This is a genomic window from Bradyrhizobium sp. 159, from assembly GCF_023073795.1.
Lineage (GTDB): Bacteria > Pseudomonadota > Alphaproteobacteria > Rhizobiales > Xanthobacteraceae > Bradyrhizobium.
On sequence record NZ_JADPKE010000074.1, the window covers coordinates 1 to 18,732 of the forward strand.

13 protein-coding genes and 3 pseudogenes are annotated in these 18,732 nt (G+C 59.2%); 7 read left to right on the plus strand and 9 right to left on the minus strand.

The annotated features are described in order from the left end of the window. Positions 1–544 (minus strand): annotated as a pseudogene (locus IVA96_RS20625) (transposase); the annotation flags it as partial. Positions 545–610: 66 nt separating this feature from the next. Between IVA96_RS20625 and IVA96_RS20630 the strand changes: the two are divergent. Then, a pseudogene (locus IVA96_RS20630) lies at positions 611–1,045 on the plus strand (hypothetical protein); the annotation flags it as partial. A 365-nt stretch (positions 1,046–1,410) separates the two neighbouring features. Here IVA96_RS20630 and IVA96_RS20635 read toward each other — a convergent pair. Continuing rightward, positions 1,411–1,929: pseudogene (locus IVA96_RS20635) on the minus strand (3'-5' exonuclease); the annotation flags it as partial. 1,058 nt (positions 1,930–2,987) lie between these two features. On the opposite strand from IVA96_RS20635, the gene IVA96_RS20640 reads away from it, so the two are divergent. Continuing rightward, positions 2,988–3,188, plus strand: coding sequence for a hypothetical protein (locus IVA96_RS20640; RefSeq protein WP_247278644.1), 201 nt, complete (start codon positions 2,988–2,990; stop codon positions 3,186–3,188). A gap of 198 nt (positions 3,189–3,386) precedes the next feature. Here the strand turns inward: IVA96_RS20640 and IVA96_RS20645 are convergent, their stop codons facing one another. Further along, a complete protein-coding gene (locus IVA96_RS20645) occupies positions 3,387–3,626 on the minus strand; it encodes a hypothetical protein (protein WP_247278643.1) in 240 nt (79 codons plus the stop codon). A 237-nt stretch (positions 3,627–3,863) separates the two neighbouring features. On the opposite strand from IVA96_RS20645, the gene IVA96_RS20650 reads away from it, so the two are divergent. Further along, positions 3,864–4,049 (plus strand): PRC-barrel domain containing protein, encoded by a 186-nt coding sequence (locus tag IVA96_RS20650; protein WP_247278642.1) that lies wholly within the window; start codon positions 3,864–3,866, stop codon positions 4,047–4,049. 301 nt (positions 4,050–4,350) lie between these two features. Here the strand turns inward: IVA96_RS20650 and IVA96_RS35845 are convergent, their stop codons facing one another. From IVA96_RS35845 to IVA96_RS20675, 5 genes are all read right to left on the minus strand, one after another. Then, positions 4,351–4,542, minus strand: a complete 192-nt coding sequence (locus IVA96_RS35845; protein WP_122406599.1) for a hypothetical protein — start codon at positions 4,540–4,542, stop codon at positions 4,351–4,353. A 358-nt stretch (positions 4,543–4,900) separates the two neighbouring features. Beyond that, a complete protein-coding gene (locus IVA96_RS20660; protein ID WP_247278641.1) occupies positions 4,901–5,245 on the minus strand; it encodes a hypothetical protein in 345 nt (114 codons plus the stop codon). 2,897 nt (positions 5,246–8,142) lie between these two features. Beyond that, positions 8,143–8,379, minus strand: coding sequence for a PilZ domain-containing protein (locus IVA96_RS20665; protein ID WP_247278639.1), 237 nt, complete (start codon positions 8,377–8,379; stop codon positions 8,143–8,145). A gap of 478 nt (positions 8,380–8,857) precedes the next feature. Then, positions 8,858–9,067: a hypothetical protein gene (locus IVA96_RS20670; RefSeq protein WP_247418932.1), complete on the minus strand. Its 210-nt coding sequence runs from the start codon at positions 9,065–9,067 to the stop codon at positions 8,858–8,860. A gap of 1,354 nt (positions 9,068–10,421) precedes the next feature. Further along, the gene (locus IVA96_RS20675; RefSeq protein ID WP_247278637.1) at positions 10,422–10,760 is read right to left on the minus strand and encodes an H-NS histone family protein; all 339 of its coding nucleotides are present in this window, start codon (positions 10,758–10,760) and stop codon (positions 10,422–10,424) included. A gap of 959 nt (positions 10,761–11,719) precedes the next feature. Between IVA96_RS20675 and IVA96_RS35850 the strand changes: the two genes are divergently transcribed. Together IVA96_RS35850 and IVA96_RS20685 are read left to right on the plus strand one after the other, a co-directional pair. Next, entirely contained in the window at positions 11,720–11,923 is a 204-nt protein-coding gene (locus IVA96_RS35850; RefSeq protein WP_247278636.1) for a hypothetical protein, read from the plus strand. Positions 11,924–12,107: 184 nt separating this feature from the next. Continuing rightward, the gene (locus IVA96_RS20685; RefSeq protein WP_247278635.1) at positions 12,108–12,479 is read left to right on the plus strand and encodes a hypothetical protein; all 372 of its coding nucleotides are present in this window, start codon (positions 12,108–12,110) and stop codon (positions 12,477–12,479) included. 760 nt (positions 12,480–13,239) lie between these two features. On the opposite strand, the gene IVA96_RS35620 is transcribed toward IVA96_RS20685, so the two are convergent. Next, entirely contained in the window at positions 13,240–13,374 is a 135-nt protein-coding gene (locus tag IVA96_RS35620) for a hypothetical protein (protein ID WP_256464590.1), read from the minus strand. Between the two features lie 85 nt (positions 13,375–13,459). Here IVA96_RS35620 and IVA96_RS20690 point away from each other — a divergent pair, with 85 nt between their 5' ends. Together IVA96_RS20690 and IVA96_RS20695 are read left to right on the plus strand one after the other, a co-directional pair. Then, positions 13,460–18,274, plus strand: a complete 4,815-nt coding sequence (locus IVA96_RS20690) for an NAD-glutamate dehydrogenase (RefSeq protein WP_247418933.1) — start codon at positions 13,460–13,462, stop codon at positions 18,272–18,274. Between the two features lie 71 nt (positions 18,275–18,345). Then, positions 18,346–18,696, plus strand: a complete 351-nt coding sequence (locus tag IVA96_RS20695) for a hypothetical protein (protein ID WP_247418934.1) — start codon at positions 18,346–18,348, stop codon at positions 18,694–18,696. The last annotated feature ends 36 nt before the right edge of the window (positions 18,697–18,732 follow it).

The window sequence follows — 18,732 nt, forward strand, 5'->3', positions numbered from 1 at the left end:
CGGACCGCGAGCCTCTCTTCCTGGTAGAGCCGGAACAGTTTCTTGTGGTTGACCAGATAGCCCTCCCGCCTGAGCAGAACATGCAGGCGCCGATAGCCGAAGCGACGGCGCACCTCGGCAATCGCTCTCATGCGTTGGCGTAGGGCCGCGTCGTCCGCCCGGGTCGTCCGATATCTGATGGTCATGCGGCAACAGCCGATGGCTTTACACGCCCGCCGTTCGCTCATCCCGTGGGCGTCCACGAGATGGGCGACAGCTTTCCGCTTCCCCGCGGGCGTCACCACTTCTTTCCCAGGAGGTCCTTTAACGCCGCATTGTCCAGCATGGCGTCGGCCAAAAGCCGCTTCAGCCGCGTGTTCTCATCCTCCAGCGTCCTCAGCCGCTTGGCCTCCGAGACCTCCATCCCGCCAAATTTGGCTTTCCATTTGTAGATGCTGGCATCGCTGACGCCGTGCTTCCGGCACAGATCGACAACCGACACGCCAGCCTCGTGCTCCTTCAAAATCCCGATGATCTGCTCTTCCGTAAAGCGGCTGTGCTTCATGCTCTGGTCCTCATATGGGCCAGAGCGAACTTCAATCTGGATTAAGTCCAGGGGGCAAGGTCAAGTGCGATTGGTTGCGGCGTCGGTTACTCGGCCGCGGAGGCTCTTGCTCGACCCGCGTTTACCCTAAGCACCACCAGAACGGCGGTTACACTTGTGACAGTTACAGCGGCCGACCTGGGCTTCAAGGGCGAGACGGTGCCGTTGCGGCAAATCTACGAACTCGCGCAGCAACTGGGCTTCGGGCTTGCACCGCCCGAAATCGCCCCGCAGCTTAGACTTCAATATCTGGACCAGCCTGTAGGTGAGTTTCTGGTGATCGGGATGAACCCGATCCGGACATGGACTGGTGAAGAAGTCATCCTGCCCGTGGCAAATGGCGGAGCGGGCCTCATTCTCATCGGCCACGATGGTCGCCTCGATGCGGAGATACCTGTGACCTCCCGCTTCGTGTTCCTGCGCTCCTTGCCCATGGCGCCAGCGGCGCTGATTCGAAACTGACTGTCCAAGATGGCCGAGGTGATAAAATGCTGGCGATCCAATGCGATGAAGTACGTTGCGGTTCCATTCTGTGCACTGCTGCTGTTCACGACCGCGATACTTGCGCGAGATGACGGGCGCTATGCGAACTCCCCGCTGAAGTCGTGGTTCGAGGGTCACCGCGGGGACATACGACATGGTAGCGGCCTTCCATTCCCACCGGCTGCCGGGACGTATTCTAGGATCCAAGGGCGCCCTAACCGCCCCGTCGGCGTTCTCCCTTTCTGAATCAGCGATCAAGGACTCGCGGACTATTCAGGCCATTCGAGCCGTTAGCCCGACCCCGAGAATTGAGTTCTGTGTCGGGATTTTAGGCGGCGAAGCGCGAGCTCGAACGCGGTCTGCTCCGCCCAGACCCGCAGCGTCGGCTTGCGGGCGTTCTCGAGCAAGAGCGCGAGCGCCGGCGCCCGGATGGCCGGTAGCTCCAACCCGAGAACTTCCAGCAGAGCATGACAATCGTCGACGGCCCGGTGCGCCTGGTGGAAGAAGCCGGCGCCGTTCAGCAGATATCCGAGCTGCGAGCCCGCGAAGCCGTGTTTGCGGCAGTCGATCTCGCTCATGCTGCAGCCCCACGCCTTCTGCTCGAACACGGGCCAGTAGCGTTCGAAAAATTTCCGATCGAACCCGCTGTTGTGCGCGATGACCACGACCACCGAATCGTCGACGAAGGCGTTCACAGCGGCCTCGTCGATCTTGTGGCCAGCCACCATTTCGTCGGTGATGCCGGTGATCGACGTCACCTCCGCCGGGATCGGCGCGGACGGCTCGTTGAAGGCGGAAAACGTGTCTCTGACGCAGACGATCCGCCCGTCCGGCGTGTAGTCGAACTTGACCATCCCGAGCTCGCGCGCGGAAGCCTACGATATACTGCGCGGCATGGCCGGAAAGCTGGAGAAGGCGCTGGTGACCGCGTTCAAGCCGGTCGCGCTCACGAGGTGAGCGCGTCGACTGCGCCGCAACCTCGGCTACTGCGTCGCTCGGTACGGTCGCGGGAAAATCGATCTGCTTCAAGCCAGACTAATCGGTGCCGACTAATCCGCGCTGCACCAAACTTGCGTCAGAGCGCATTGCCGCATCTAGAATGTTCTGGAAAACTTCTCGCCGATGATTGGGTCGGTGCCACCGAATTGGTTCGGTGGCCGCTATGGCGGGAAAGATCAGTATGGGCGCGCGGCGCGAAGTGGTGTCAGCGGTTCCTTACTACGATTCGAGCTGCGTGATGTGTCGCCATCCTAAGCATGTGTGCACGCTATATCGACGCTGTTATCATCGCTCTAGTGCAACGGACCTGAATGCCTTGATTGCCAATGAATTCTACGGAGGTGAACCGCTTCGCTGGTCCGCACCGCGTGAACTCGGAATGCATGTGCCCGACGAGCCGGTAGTCTGCTCCTCCTGCAGGAGCGCGCCTCCTCGGATTACTTGCTGGCTTCAACGATCCGACGAACACGCCTGAGCCTTAGGTGCGCGGAGCGTAGTAACCGTATGTTCCGCTTTGGTGTGTAGCTGTTTACGCCGCAATCGTTGCAACGGCTGCGTTCGCGCTGAACTTCAGAACATGGTTCGAAAAGCAGGTTCGTCTTGATTTAACGCTCATGCCCGATGCTGTCCTGATTGGCGGCCAAGTAGCGCACAGCAGTTAATTTTGATCATCCGCGCATTTGCTCATGCACCTATGGCGGAATTCGGCAAGCTCTTACTACTTGCGCTAAGGCGCGCCTCAATTAGACGATGATCCGGGCTTTGCATCAGTTCGTTCCAAATTCGGGAACGCGGCGAAGCAAAAGTCCCGAGCGTTGCACATTTACAACCCGCACAGCCATTGGAGATACTAAGCTCATCAATCGAGACGGGCCGAAACATACTCTCATAGCTTACTTCATACGAATAGCGGGGACGGAAAGTGTTTGATGTCTATCGCAATGATAAGCGCGACTTTCTCGTTCTAAGCACAGGCGCTGCGATACCCGTAGTTTGCTCTCGGAATAAGTGGCGCAAGAGCAGAAAACGAGTTCTCAAAGTCAGCGACGAGATCAAGTCAGCCGTTCAAAGACAGGGCTATTACGTTCGCAGCTTGCGGGTCACCAAGGAGCGGATGATCTAGGTCGAGCAGGCCGGCGGTTTCTCGGTGTGCTACCTCTACAGCATCACCCACCATCAAGCCTTCATTCTCGCGTCTTCCGCATGGTCAACCGATGCGTTGGCGCCTTGCAGCCGATGCCGGTGTCTTCCCGTACTATCCCGCGCCCATGATCCGCAACACAGATGCCGGGGACCGAGAAGTCGCTGAAGTTCGTACGCTTCATTTGTCCGGATGGCGCTGCGTCTGCTCCGGCGTGCTATGTCCCGCTGTCTGCGAGGTTCGGTTTGTGGTCGCTTCAAACACGGCGATACGCCGATCGAATTGCCATAGCTCGATGTCGTTGGCATCAACTAGCTGCTGAGCGCGTTCTCTTGCGTCCTGCTCGTCGGCACACTGCAAACTGGCCACGCTTATAACGTGGCGGTGCTGATCCAGAAGGTAAGCTCGGTAGTGCGCCATCCCCACGCTCCCCAACGCCGAGAGCAACATTACTCCAGTGACGCAAAGGAAAACCACGGAAATCTGAGTTGGGGAGTTCACGCTTGATGTCTATCGCTTTCAAAAAGTCCATGTGCCCTCGAACGCCCGCCGATTGCACACTCGCGTCAAAATGCCAGAGTGGTAGAATAGACCGCAAGAATTCGCACCAAACAGAGTGCATTCGTGAGTGCTGCAAGTACCGGCGACGCGCGAGCGATGAACATCTTGCGCGAACTGCACGAGGCCGAGACGGAGCTGGTCGGCAAGACCGTCGTCTTGGCTGACGGCAAGGCTGGCACAATTGATCGCGTCTTCCTCGATGATGAGCACGGACTTCGCATCTCGGTCGCGGGACATGAAGGTCGCTGGCCGGTTTCGACGATGAAACACATTGAGGGCTGATCGGCCGTGCGCCCGGTGGCAGCGTTACCCTCCCAGCAGCGCGCGCTCGACGACCTGCGATCAATCAGTGAATGGTTGACTTCACCGGGTCTGCCGATTGATCGAGAGCTGTATTCTCCTCGGCCTCTCGCACTCGGCCTCGAAGGGTCTCAAGTTCGGCAAGCTGAGAAAGAAGCGCCTGAGCGCGCAGGCACAGGACAACGCGGTTGTACGCCCGATTACGGTTACTCATTGCACGCCCCCGATGTTTGAAGAGTTGGCTCCTTGGGTCGGTTCTCATCCCCGTATTGCAAGGGTTTTCTCACCCGGCCAGATCAAGCGAGCTGGTCGAGCTACCGACGTTGCATTCCCGGAAGTGGGACGACAGCTCAAGCTCAGCCAAGTGTTCCCAGCATTCCGCGTCCGCGAGGAGTTTCCATTTGTTCATGCTGTTGTACGCGGCCTGTTGACGGCACAGCGAACCCATCGCGCGCAAGCGTCGCACCTTCTCCACTGCGAACCTCCTTCAGGTTTTTTCCAAAACATTGTTGGTCTCGGATGGAAAGTCTCGCAGATTAAAATGACGGGTGATAGTCCGGTGTTTGACTGGTTTAAATGACAGCGCAATCGTCTGACTTTTCAGCGGCGTAGTATTTTCAGAAAGCGCTTGATTGCATCCAATGCTTCGATCAAGGACGGCCGCACTGGTCGAGGTGGCAAGCGTGGCTTGCGAGGGGGCATCGTGATCACAACAAACAAAACGTTGATCAGTAGCCATAGCCCAAGAACTAAAAGGGTAGTCCGCACGCGAACGTCCCAAATTTAACTAAATATAGGGGCACCGCGCGGGACAGTAATGACCGCTTTGCCTCTCACGGCCAGCACAGCCAACCGATTGTCGGCCGTGCCACCATGGCTGGAATTGCATCATGCAAAAGGCCACCAACTGAGAGCCTCTGAGGTCCGTCGGCTTCACTCACGTTCATAGACGTATAAACAGCGCCCTTCAGCAGTCCGTCCACGCCTGAACACGCGTATTGCACGCTGCTAAGCGCATGACCGTCGCGGTCGCCTATTTGATCCTGGATTGGCGCACCAATAACGCTGCACTCGTAACGACCAACTGGATCTGCCACGGCAACTTCGTTTGCGGCAAGGAAAGCAAGCACGAAGCAGATAAAGGCGGACGGTATTCGTAGGACATGGATATCAATCATGGGAATGCTCCATCGGAAAAAAGGACAGTATGAATGCGGATGCATCCTAGCCCTTCTGCAACCGCAAGCAAGCTTATGCCGATCGTCCCTACGCCGAAGTTGATCGAATGCCGCCGGCCGCGGTCATTGCGCTACCGCGATGCGGAATAGAGTGGAGGCGAACGCATCTGGTGGCTGAAGACGGCTGCCTTCGAAGGTGAGTTTTAATGTTGGAGGCTTGAAACTTGCTGGTTTCTGCTGGGGTTTGTTTCAGCCAGAAGAAACACCGTCGCGGAGGAGGAAAACATGAACCAGCTAAATCGGCCATTGAGCAGGAGCGCAGTTATAGCTGGCAGCGTCGCTGCTGGTCTTCTTGCGCTCTCCGGTACGGGCGCCTCGGCTGCCATTGCGTGTAGGGGAGACGTTTGCTGGCGTGTTCATACGCCCTATCTCTACCCGCCGTCTTCGACAATAGTCATCCATCCTGACTATTGGAGGCCCCCAACTCCGACAATTGTCATTCGCGAGCACTGGCGTCCGGTGGAGCGCTTCACGCGGGAGTACATCGTGCGGGAGTATGGCAGCTTCGACGATCCCGAATGGTAGCCCAAGCCGCATAAAGGCAGACTGGAAGCCCCAGTACGTACATGGCACCCTGGGGGCGGGACTCCGATTGTCCTGGGTTGTTGCCTGTCTTAAGCTCGACCGGTGTGCTGTTGCGCCACCGATGCCACGATAGTTCGCCGCAGGCAAAGAAAGGCCCCAGTCCGGGGCTGACTCGAGACTGGGGCTAGCTGGTCTACTCGGCACCCATTGTTGGGGGATGCTCGCTTTAAAGGGGGCGCGCTTTGGTTCAATCTGAGCTCTCACTCGGATCGGCTGTCTTGCTCAGCCGCGGTCGCGGTGGTGATGCTCATGATGATGGATGAGGCCCCTCCAGACTTCGCGATGGCGGTTGACGTCAACGACGTCGAAAGCAACGCCGTCAGCGCCGGCGGGGTCACGACGGCGAACTTGCCGCAGTTCTTCACGCGCGGCCGACCGAAGCACTCGAAGCGAAGTTAATCCATCTATTTGCGCAGACAGCTCAGCCGCCAAGCCGCCTGAGTGGAGTTGCTCATGAGTACTGAGCCGAATCCCGACCGCACCGTGATCCTATTGTTCGCGATCGCAGTGACAATCACAGCCTTCGCAGCATTCGTCACCACGTTTGAGCGGGTTGGGAGCACCACACATGATGCCAAGACTCTCTCCGGCACCACAGGCTTCGCCAGCCCTCGGCGGCCTCTCGATCGCGGAGCGGGGCGACCAGCAGTGCGGAAGTAAGCAGGGCGCCGCTTCCGTGCGCTGCGGCATAAGATCCGCTGCCGGACTTTCGAACGACAGCCGACCCGAAAGGCAACGAAACAGACGAGCAACGACAGTATGGTGTCCGCCTTTCCACGTTCACGCTACCGGTCGTCTTTTGAGGCTTGCATGTTCCTACCTCTAATTGCATACTTTCCCGTTATCGCCTGCACATCGTTTCAATAGAATTGTTCGAGGCGGTGATGAGTAATCGAGGTCAGGTTTTCAACTTTTCGGCTATTCTGCGCGAACGGGTCGAGGGGCTGCTCGCATTTTTCGGGGAACTGCAGACGCTCCGAGGGCGCCTACGCGCCGCTAACGCGAGACGGATTGGCAGTGGTCGGCGTATCCGGAAGTCGGCCCGCAGAAGGAGAGTTCTTCGGCGGCCGTAACTACCGTTCAATGCGACAAGTGGTCTTGTTTAACGGTACATTGCGGAGAGCGGCTAGTGCTCACCTTTCAGGAAAAATACTGCGCCTCTGTCACTAGCCTGTGCAAGAATCTCCCATTCTGATGCGAACCTAAGCCATGATTCCCGATCGGCCTCATTCTCCGCCAGGCGGGCCGATTGGCGGCATTCCTGCGCCTCCTTTCGCAGCCGCTCGGCATCTGTAGGCTTCAACTATTCACCATCGGTATGGCACGCGTCTATTGTTGGAAAAACGCCGCTTGCCGTTAGCGGGTTTCTAAAGGTTTCCGCTTCATCTCGGCAGCGCGCACTTCTACAGACATGCGGCTCGTTCCAAGAGCTTCGACGATCTCTTGCCAGGACTTTCCTGCCTCTCAGCTTGTGAACGACTTGTGCGGATTCGCGCGCGCGTATCTGGTTGGTGGGTCGCGTTCGAATGCTGGGGGGCGAGATCGATCCACTGGCAGTGCAACTGTCCAGCGGCTGCGCCAACGCACGCTAGAGTCGACGCGCTCAATGCCGGGGACTGTGTTACCAGGCCGCACAGGGATTACTCATGATAGGCCCCTATTCGAAATGAGCACAGATGCACGGGCCTGGATCGTAATCAGTCGCCGCTTACGGCTGCTGCACGGGTGAGCCGCGCAACGCGCCGCACTCTATCCCAAACTTCTATAATCGGATGGGCTTCGAGAAACTTCTCGGCTCGGTGCCTTGCTTCGTCATCGCCCGCACATTCCAGTTCGTAAATGGCCAGCGCCACTCCGGACAAATCTACTGCGTACGCTACGTAGCGCATTGGAACGGTCTCTCGAACCCGGCGGAATGCCCGCGAGTAAAACGGCGCAATTCTGACTCGGGATCGGGAGAATAGTTCCTGGCTGGCGGCTCAGCTGGTTCTTCTCCGTGGCTAAGCCCTGATCTATTCGAACCAGCCTCTGTCTCGCGGTGTGGCAGGGTTCGCCAGAGCCTCCCCTTGCCTAGATTGCACCAACGGTCTCGCTCGGAATCACTCCTCGAGAACGCGATCGTTTCCTCTGGGTCCCGGAACGGTCTGACGCTCTGGGGCCAGAGCAACAGCGGAAGATGGCCTCATAGCCGCGCGCCATATTAGAAGATCTGGGGCGGCATTCCTGGCCCGCGATTGATACCGACGTATCAATTAATAGAACGCGACAGCAACACGTTTCTCTTTGCGCCAGACAACAGCGCAGCGGCGCAAGTCACCGTCGGGAATAACAGTCAGCGCGAATTCGTCGGGAATTTTTTCATCTGCGGCAAGATCGAGGGCTGCGCCGAAGGCAGATATGCTGCGAATAGTGCAATCGGTTTTCGAACGGCCGAAGCTGATCAAGCCGACTCTTGCAACTTCTTTCGAACGAGGGCTGTTGTCATCCATAGTGTCCTCCAATTTCCGAGGAGCGCAAATTACGCATGGCAATGAATCGGCGGTGATGGTGCATGCCTTCCAGTGTCACCGAAGAGTTGGTTCACAGTTGTGCCAGTCAGTCCAACAACGCCCCGTCGGCAGCGGCAGGGCTTGCTTGCCTCAAAGAAAATCCCGCAGCCGAGCGATTTCGGATATCTCTTCTGCGGTCAGTACGGCCGTAATAAGTTGCGTTTGCGGAGCAGTATGTATCTCATAGAGATGACGCTGGCTGGCGGGCTTCGCTAGGAGACCCCGGATGCATGCGTCCAAAGTGCCCTCGATTACGAGATATGGACTAAGCGATGCCGCTGCGCGTTGATTTCCAATTGAAGGCCATTTTTTTAGTGCTGCCGCGGCAGTGAAATCGATTTGCGCGCGCTGCTTCGAGCCGACCGGCGCCCCTGACGCCCCTCTCCGGCGATCCGCCGATTCCGTTCTTTTCGCAGCTCTAATCATTGCGCGGGCCAGGGTCCGGACCGGGATGTTTGCGCTTTAAACTTTCCGGCTTCGTCAATAACAATTTTAGAAACTCCACCGCCGGTGCTGCGGGACTTCCCCCGAACTGAGCAGCAATCTCTGCGCTCGGCACTTTCACGGCCGAGGTTTCAAGTTTGCCTATGTCGTTTTCAGTCGGAGGCCGGATGTTACGTTGAGGCATTGTCCTCTCCTCCAATGCAAACGGTCCTCAGGCTTTTCCTAAAAGGAAGACTGCCGGAGCTGAAATGGCGCTGGAACATTAAATGTCGTAATTAAATCTGAGATAATATATGATGTTTTAATTGGATAATAAAGATAATAATCGATGGATTAACGCAGGCTCGAATGCCCGACGCCACCCCTTTGTATTATCTTGCATTTTTGGTGCCGCGCCGGGTGAAGAGAGGCGCTAGTTCCCTTCGCAGCGGAGAACGGTATTTAATTTGACAATTTAAATAGGCTCGCACCATAGCGTCTCGGGCTGGCAGCGGGACAAGTTCTACCCAGCCGCCTATGGCGATGGTTGCAGGAGGAGGTCTCGGTAACCCTCTCTTGGGAATCGCGCGGAATCGCGCGACAGGATGACCGCCTATCTTCTCCGCGCCCGCTTGTCCCTTGATAGGCTAGCGCACTTTTTTCGTCGCGCTATGCGAGCCTCTTACCGCGTGGCAATCAATCCGCTCGCAGTCGCAACTATCCAACGGTTACCCCAACGCACGATAGAGTCGATCCGCCCGATGCCGGGGATCACGTCGCCCCGTGCAGCCATTCGAATCCCATCGGGCCCTTCGAGCACTGCCGTTCCGCCGCGAACGTCAAGGACTGCCCAACCTCCAATAGTGTTGGTCTTGTCTCGGGGACCGACAGGAGCTGCCCCGTAGACCCGAGCGAGCCGGTCACAGACACGTCCGCCTCGACAGCCGAAGAAGCTTGGTTCGAAGCTTCCGCCGATTGCGCCCCACTCGACGCTTTGGGCAGGGGCTTCGGAGCAAGGCCCGCGCTTATTGTGGAGGGCTGACCTACACCAGGCGGTGTTCGCGAGGCTGATGCTAATGCTATCTTTCGGGCGCTTTCGATCCTACCGCCTGACTTCGTGTCCGGCATGCGGCGCGAAACCGTTTCTACCTGAGCAATTGGGTGGAGAACCGAGATAGTTGCAGGACCGTACCAAGCCCCAGCCCATCCCAACCCGAAGCCCCCAGCCAATGCGGCGACGACGAGCCAAATGGTGCGATTTGGATGGCCGCTTGGCGCCAATAGCGCCAGGATCTCATCTCGATTCGAGGTCGAGAAATCTGATTGGTCGAGAGTGACGGGCCAGGTCGCGAGCTCGCAACTGCCTTGATCCACGACCGTCTCGAACCTCTCCAAGGTATTCGCATGATGCAGTGGCATGCTCGGGTCCCTTGTGGCCCCCAATGATCATGCTGGGAACTAAACCAACCCTTAACAGCCGATGCATCTCGGCACGAATAAGACAGTGGTGCATCGCGCAGAAGACCAAAGGAGTGATCTACCGGATGCCCCCGCAGCGCTCAATTGACTGCCGACTTTTGAACCGAAGCCTGGTCGATTAGGAACTCATCCAACTTCCCGCCGCCTCGAAGCTGCGGCCGCAGCCACCGAGGCAGCCTGCCGCGACCGGACCATGTCTCCGCCGGGTTCTTCGGATTGCGATATTTGGGACGAACGGGCGGGTATGGACGGCGCTTACGATCGAGCCGTGTGGCCTCGCCGGCCAGTCCCATCCTGTGGAGCCGTTCCTCCAACTTCGCTTTTTGCACCAACATTTTTTGAGTGAGGCTGGCGGTGACCTGTTCGTGAAGTATCCAGAGCTCGTCAAGGGAGAGCGAATTTAAATGCGCGGTGTCCATGGCTCGATCCAAATTCTTGGGAGAAGGCCCAGGCAGACAAGTCGGGAATGAAGGAGCAGACAAGCCACCAGCTAAATATTAGCCGTACAATCCACATTTAAATGCGGAGGTAGCAGGGAGAAAGGCACCACGGCGGTAATATCGTGGCGAAGCTTTTAATGGTGCGAGGGGTAACTCTCGCTAGCGGCTCGCAGACCGATATCGTGACATCCACAAACTTAACGCCCTGACCGGTTGGGCTTTCGCTGCTGATGACGCTGGGGGCTTCTCAATCTTAAGCTCGAGCCGCACGGTTCGGCACGCCGCGAGATTACGCGGCTGAGCCATCGATGAGTTCTAGAGCGCTGGTATAGCCGAATTGCCACACGTACAAAGGTTCCGCGTACGTGCACTCACTTTTGGCACTGCCTCACACCCACGTCGGATTACGATTGCGGTCCCGTTGGGGGACTGGCCATGCGGTACAAAGTCTTCGTGGTGGAGAGCGGCAGGCGAGTCATTTGCGCCGCAAAGCTCGACTGCATTGACGAACAAGCTGCGAGACGTCGAGCCGAGCAAATGTGCGGCGAGCACGACGTTGAGCTTTGGGAAGCCGATCGGCTCGTTGCTGTATTTCGAAGTGCCACGTCGGCCGACACGAAGGGCGGCCGCTCTCCTGAATAGATGGCCGGTCTAGCCTCCGCGGAGTTAGTGCATGCTCTCATCGATCGAGGCGCGATTCGCTCTTCTCATACTCGCGGGCCAAAAATCGGTTTCCCTCTCTTATCGGAACGGCGCCGCGGTCGCTGGTGCGCCTCAAGATGGTCGACGGCGTTTTCGTGCCTGGCACGTCGTGTAGCAGAAGTCGCGGAGCGTTGCACATTTACAACCCGCACCGCGGTTCGAGGTTGTAAGCTGGTCGATTAGAATGACCGAAACGTATTTTGTGTTTACTTCGATTGGATTAGCGGGGGCGAAAAGTGTTTGATGTCTATCGCAATGGGAGGCGTGACTTGCTCGTTCTAAGCACAGGCTCCGCGATACCCGGGCCTTACTCTGCAAATAAGTGGCGCAAGAGCAGAAAACGAATTGTCCTAGGCCAATGTTGCCGAACTTCGATAGCGTTCGTGACGCAACTTGCATACTGCAACACCGACTGCTCGCAACCTCATAACTGTTTGTAAACTGCTTCGGCGTAAATTCTCGGACACGACAATCTACAGATAGCCGGCGTGGTGGTCGTCATTATGGCAAGACTAGTCCAAGTTGGCCTGCCCCGTTGTATTTCGCGTACAGCTCTATTTTTCATAGTCTCGTGTTTTTCATGTTCGGCAAAGCGACGCCGATCCGTAATTGAGAATTGCGACCATGTCTTCAGTGCTAAAATTCCGGCAGCCATACAAGGCGAAATCTGAGACAAGTCCCCAGAGACTGCCCGGCATTGTGGCGAATGTCGCCGCTCTGTTGTCGCAGGTTCAAGCTCTCGACATTCAAACAGCAGATGACATCCGTCGGGCTGTTTTCATTCTTGAGCTCGCAAATAGCTGCATCCGATTGATCGTGGGGCAGACACAACTGAATGAAGCGACGAGAACGACTCTACTGGCTCAGTCGACGAAGATCGATTTGCTTATTGCAGAGACGCTCAGGGAGGCGGCGCATTTATTTGGAGAAACTGATTTGAAATTGGGGATTGCAGATGATGGAGAACAACCGAAAAACGCACCGTGTTCGCTTTGAACACAAGCATACGGTCAGCATCATGGGTGTCGATGGGACGTGGCGACGAAGCTGCACTCTTGTCGATGCCTCTGCAACCTGCCAAGCTTGAGGTCGACGGCTCAACAGACCCCCTGAAAGCACAGGAATTCTTCTTGGTTCTGTCCTCCACGGGTCTGGCATTTCGGCGTCGCCGACGTCCGACCCGTTGTCGTGACGATACGCCCAGCCCCTATCAATCGTAAAGCTTCGTGCGTCCCAAGCCGGTCACTTCGCAGGCATGGTCAATCGTGCAGGTGAGCCGCTGGGCGAATGGCATCGTGCTCGGTTCTGCTGCTTTCGGAGCGGATAGACTGACTTGTGACTGTTGTCCGCCAGTTTCCTCTCGTCGATTGTATCTCACGTGGCCCTCCATTCGCACAAAGCTCGACTGGGCAAGAGTTGATGGTGCGACGAGCAACGTCAATGCGAACATCCGAGGGCGCTCGCGTACGACAGCGCATGTCAGCGGCGCTTTGAATGTTTCCGGACACCAAAGGGTGACGAGGAAATTCTTCGCGAATGCGCCAGCCACAGTGAGGCATCGCGCCAAGGCTAGTCTGCTAGTGTCGGCAGCAAATTCCCCAAGCGTTCGCCGCTGTTCACCAGCGTCTTATTCAACCATTATTCAACGAACGCGGCTGATGGCTACCTAAGTGCCTGAGTTTGCTGGCGCGCCGTCCAGAACAAAACCGCGAACTCATACACAATTGAAATTGCTTGTGATTTTTCTTGTCGTCAATCATTCGACGCCGGTCGGCCCGCTGTCGTAGGGGATTTCAGCCCGCCTCACGACGGCGAGCGCCTTTTGCTCCGGGATCGTAGTATTGTCGTCGGAAGCCGTCGAAGCTTCGAGACCGAGGATTTCGCGCAGCACTCGATCGCGGCGCTCAAAGAGATGCACTCCAGATCAAGCTGATGATCGCGGCAGCGGTCGGACGGCACGACAAACGGAGGACATTATGGCGTGGCGTGACGACAGGGCACGGGCAACTCTCATCCGCGAGGCAGCGGGCAGCGTGCAGCCGGGCCGGAGCCCCCGGGCCTTTGCCGAGCTTCTGTTCGGCTACACCAATGTCGAGGATCTCGCCAATCACGATGCCTCGTCGCTGGCCTTCCTGGCGGAACAGGCCTGGGAGCACGTGCAGCAGCGCACGGCCGGCAGCGCCGATATCCGCGTCGTCAATCCGATGATGCCGGACGGGCGCGAGATTTCCGTGCTCGAAATTCTCAACGACAACATGCCCTTCCTGTTCGATTCCACGATGGCGGAGCTCGCCGAGCAGGGCATCGAAGTCACCCTCGTCGCTCACCCGATCATCGCGGTGGAGCGCGATGACCAAGGCAAGCTCCTGCGCTTTTACGGCGAATCACTGCCGGCGGGAGCAAAGGGCGCGCGCGAGAGCCTGATTCATCTCCACATCACTCGCCTGGACGCCGATGCGGATCGTCAGAAGCTGATCGACGGCCTCGCCGGCACGTTGAACGACGTCAGCGCCTGCGTCACCGACTGGCGCGCCATGCGCGAGCGCGTTGAGGCGGCAATCAAGACGTTCTCCTCCAATCCGCCGCCGCTGCCGATCGACGAGGTCGCCGAGGCCAATCAGTTCCTGCAATGGCTGTGCGCGGACAATTTCACCTTTCTCGGGGTGCGCGAATATCGCTTCTCGCCGGACAGCGATGCGTCCGACGACATCACGACCGGCGAAGGCCTCGGCATCCTCCGCGATCCCGATGTGAAGGTGCTGCGCCGCGGCAGCGAAATGGTGGTGATGACCTCGGAAATCCGCGAGTTCATGCGCGAGCCGACGCTGCTGATCGTCATCAAGGCCAATGTCTCCAGCCGCGTCCATCGCCGCATCCGGATGGATTACATCGGCATCAAACTCTATACGCCCGACGGCCGGCTCGAGGGCGAATTGCGCGTCGTCGGCCTGTTCACCTCGGGCGCCTACACCCGCTCGGCACGACAGATTCCTTATGTCCGCCACAAAGTTTCACAGGTGCTCCAGCGCGCCGGCTTCGACCCGAACAGCCATTCGGGCAAGGCGCTGGCACACATTCTCGAAGACTATCCGCGCGACGAACTGTTCCAGGTCGACATCGATACCCTCTACAATTTCGTCATGGAGATCCTGATCCTCTATGAGCGCCCCCGCGTCCGCGCGCTGGCACGGATCGACAAGTTTGATCGCTTCGTCTCCATCCTCGTCTTCATTCCGCGCGACAAATACGATACCGACGTGCGCACGCGCGTCGCCAACTTCCTCGCGCAGGTCTACAAGGGAACGCTAGCGGCATCCTACGTGTCCTTCCCCGAAGGATCGCTTGCGCGCGTCCACTACATCGTCGGGCGCTATGAAGGCAAAACGCCCGTCATCGAACGCGCCACGCTCGAAGCCGGGATCAGCGCCATCGCCGCGACCTGGGCCGACAAGCTGAAGGCAGCGCTCACCGCCTCGACCGACGGCATGCGGGCGCGCATGCTCACCAACCGATATGCCCGGGCCTTTAGCGGCGGCTATACCGAGGTGTTCGGCGCGGAGCAGGCGATCACCGACATCACGACAATCGAAAAGCTCACGCCAGCCCGCCCGGTGATGATCTCGGTTCACCGCCTCGAAGGCGAGGACGATCCCAGGCGCTTCGGCCTCAAAGTGTTTTCGGACGCCGCACCGCTGTCGCTGTCTTATCGCGTGCCGGTGATCGAACATCATGGTCTGCGCGTGGTCAACGAACGCACCTATCAGATCGTGCCGGGTACCAGGCCGGAGCCGGTCTGGCTGCACGACATGACGATCGAGACCAGCGACGGCGAGCCGATCGAGATCAACCCGGACTTCAGCCACCGCCTGGAAGCCTCGATCATGGCGGTGGTCCGCGATCGCGCCGAATCCGATGGATACAACGGCTTGATCCTGCGCACGGCCCTTGGCTGGCGGGAAGTCTCGACCATCCGGGCGCTGTCGCGCTACCTGCACCAGATTCGCGCGCCGTTCACCCAGGATTATATGTGGGCGACGCTGCGCAAGAACGCCGCTATTACGGCCACCCTCGTCGCGCTGTTCCAGGCCCGCCTCGATCCACGCCTCGCCGCCACGGACGCCGAGCGTTCGGCACGAGAGACAGCCCTCCTTGCCGAGATCGAGGAGCAGCTCAAATCCGTCGCCTCGCTCGATGAAGACCGCATCCTGCGCCGCTTCACCAATCTGGTGCAGGCAACCATTCGCACCAATCTGTGGCAGATCGGCGAGGATGGACATCCGCGTCCGGTGATCTCCTTCAAGTTCGACGCGCGCAGGATCGATGACCTGCCGGCACCACGACCGCTCTACGAGATCTTCGTCTATTCACCTCGTGTCGAAGGTATTCACCTGCGCTTCGGCAAGGTTGCGCGCGGTGGCTTACGCTGGTCCGACCGGCCGCAGGATTTCCGCACCGAGATCCTAGGCTTGGTAAAAGCGCAGCAGGTCAAGAACGCCGTGATCGTGCCGGTCGGCGCCAAAGGCGGCTTCGTGCCCAAGCGCCTGCCGTCGCCTTCCAATCGCGACGCCTGGCTCGCGGAGGGCACCGAAGCCTATCGCATCTTCGTTCGCTCGCTGCTCGAACTCACCGACAATCTCGACGGCGACGTCGTCGTGCCGCCCGAATCGACCGTGCGCCACGACGGCGACGACCCCTACCTCGTCGTCGCCGCCGACAAGGGCACTGCCACCTTCTCCGACGTCGCCAACGCGATCTCGGCCGAGAAGAACCATTGGCTCGGCGATGCCTTCGCATCCGGCGGCAGCCAGGGCTACGATCACAAGAAGATGGGGATCACGGCGCGCGGCGCTTGGGAGGCGGTCAAGCGCCACTTCCGCGAGCTCGGCACCGACATTCAGACCACCGCATTCACCGCGGTCGGTGTGGGCGACATGTCCGGCGACGTTTTCGGCAATGGCATGCTGCTCTCGCCGGCGACAAAGCTTGTGGCGGCTTTCGATCATCGCGACATCTTCATCGATCCCTCGCCTGATCCCGCCATCAGCTTCGCTGAGCGCAAGGGCTTGTTCGATGCGCCGCGATCGAGCTGGCAGGACTACAACAAGTCGCTGATCTCGCAGGGCGGCGGCGTGTTCTCGCGCCAGCTCAAGGCGATCCCGCTCGCTCCGGAAGTGCGCACCCTGCTCGATCTCGACAAGCCGCAAGCCACGCCTTTCGAGGTGATGACGGCGATCCTGAAGGCTCGCGCCGATCTCTTGTGGTTTGGCGGCATCGGCACCTATGTCCGCTCCTCCGGGGAAAGCGACGATCAGGTCGGGGACCGCTCCAACGATCCGATCCGCATCGCGGGTGGTGACGTGCGCGCCCGGGTGATCGGCGAAGGAGCCAATCTCGGCGTCACCCAGCGCGGCCGCATCGAAGCGGCGCAGAAGGGCGTCAAGCTCAACACCGACGCCATCGACAATTCGGCCGGCGTGAACACGTCCGACGTCGAGGTCAATATCAAGATCGCGCTGGCGCGCCCCGAGCGCGAGGGACGCCTCAGTCCCACTGACCGCAACAGCCTGCTTGCCGCGATGACCGACGAGGTCGGCGCGCTGGTGCTGCGCAACAACTATTTGCAAACGCTGGCGCTCTCGCTGGCCGAGCGCAAGGGTGTGGCTGAGACCGGCTTCCTCGCCCGCCTGATGCAGTCGCTCGAGCAGCGCGGCTTGCTCAGCCGGGCGGTGGAGTTCTTGCCCGACGACGCAGCGCTCACTGAGCGCACACGGCGCGGCCAGTTCCTGACGCGGCCCGAGCTTGCCGTGTTGCTCGCCTACGCCAAGCTGACCCTCTACGATGACCTGCTCGTCACCAGCGTGCCCGATGACCCCTATCTTGCCCGCGAGCTGTCTCAGTATTTTCCGCGCGAGATTCAGGACAAGTTCCCGACAGCGGTCGAATTCCATCGCCTGCGCCGGGAGATCATCGCGACCAGCCTCGCCAATGCGGTGATCAACCGCGGCGGCCCTGCCTGTATCGTACGCCTGATCGACCAGACGGACGCCGATATCCCGACCATCGTCATGGCCTACGTGGCGGTCGATGAATGCTACGGTCTGAAGGGGCTCAATGACGCGATCGATGCACTCGACGCCTGCATCGACGGGCAGGTGCAGCTGTCCCTGTACGCTTCCGTGCAGGACCTCCTGCTCTCCCGCATGGTCTGGTACGTGCGCAATCTCGATTTCAAGGGCGGGCTGGAGGCCGTAGTCGCGCGCTTCGGCCCGGCTATCCGCCAGATTGTCGGCGCGCTCGATACCACGCTGCCGCCGGACTTGCAGGCCGCACGCGCCAAGCGTCGGCAGGACCTGACCGACGCTGGCGTTCCGGCCGGCCTTGCCGGCGAGCTCGCCGATCTCGACGCTCTGGTCTCGGCACCTGACATCGTGGCGGTTGCCGAGCGCACCACGCGCCTCATTGGCGACGCCGCTGCGACCTTCTTTGCCGCCGAGGCGAATTTCCGTCTCGACCGCATCATCGCCGCCGCGCGCCACGTGCCGGCAAACGATTATTTCGAGCGCATGGCCATCGATCGCGCCGTTGAGCAGATCGCCGGCGCCGAAAGAAGACTGGCCGCGGATATGCTGGCGACCGGCCAATCCGGCCGGCAGGCTGTCGAGACCTGGCTCGCGGCTCACCCCGAAGCGACGCGTATCCGCCGCTCGGTCGAGGAGATTGCTGCCAGCGGCCTGACGCTCGCCAAGCTGACGGTGGCGGCGAACCTGCTGGGGGACTTGGTCAAAGCCTGAGGACGTTGCGAGGCAGCGATGCAACACGTGCAATGCCAGCGCCGGTTGTCGCCGGCGGACGGAGGAATCCAATGATCCACGCCACTTGCCATACCGCCGATAATGTCCGCTGCATCGAGTTCGATGCCACACCCTGGTTCAACGAGGCTGACGCTCCGAGCATTATCGACTTGGCCCAACGAGGATGGGCCAGTACCGCGATTGCAGATTCCCTCGAGGGCCGACGCGGATACGAACGGCTGCACGACCTCGTTGAGTATGCGGCGAAGCGACTGCAATCAGAATCCCTGGAGGACCCCACCTGGGAAACCTTCGAGTGCGTCGTCGACGGACCGGAGGCCGTGGCCTGGCTTGAGAAAAACCAACCCGACGTGATGACAAGGATCGGTAAGCCACGAAAAGCGCTGCAACGGCGCGCTTGATTGGCGGCATTGCGAAAATCAATTCAAGCGCAAAGC

What these genes read in the sequence shown, in the direction of transcription:
- IVA96_RS20645 (WP_247278643.1), bottom strand. Translation starts at nt 3,626, where the DNA reads ATGGCGCACTACCGAGCTTACCTTCTGGATCAGCACCGCCACGTTATA.
- IVA96_RS20650 (WP_247278642.1), top strand. Translation starts at nt 3,864, where the DNA reads ATGAACATCTTGCGCGAACTGCACGAGGCCGAGACGGAGCTGGTCGGC.
- IVA96_RS20660 (WP_247278641.1), bottom strand. Translation starts at nt 5,245, where the DNA reads ATGATTGATATCCATGTCCTACGAATACCGTCCGCCTTTATCTGCTTC.
- IVA96_RS20665 (WP_247278639.1), bottom strand. Translation starts at nt 8,379, where the DNA reads ATGGATGACAACAGCCCTCGTTCGAAAGAAGTTGCAAGAGTCGGCTTG.
- IVA96_RS20670 (WP_247418932.1), bottom strand. Translation starts at nt 9,067, where the DNA reads ATGCCTCAACGTAACATCCGGCCTCCGACTGAAAACGACATAGGCAAA.
- IVA96_RS20675 (WP_247278637.1), bottom strand. Translation starts at nt 10,760, where the DNA reads ATGGACACCGCGCATTTAAATTCGCTCTCCCTTGACGAGCTCTGGATA.
- IVA96_RS20685 (WP_247278635.1), top strand. Translation starts at nt 12,108, where the DNA reads ATGTCTTCAGTGCTAAAATTCCGGCAGCCATACAAGGCGAAATCTGAG.
- IVA96_RS20690 (WP_247418933.1), top strand. Translation starts at nt 13,460, where the DNA reads ATGGCGTGGCGTGACGACAGGGCACGGGCAACTCTCATCCGCGAGGCA.
- IVA96_RS20695 (WP_247418934.1), top strand. Translation starts at nt 18,346, where the DNA reads ATGATCCACGCCACTTGCCATACCGCCGATAATGTCCGCTGCATCGAG.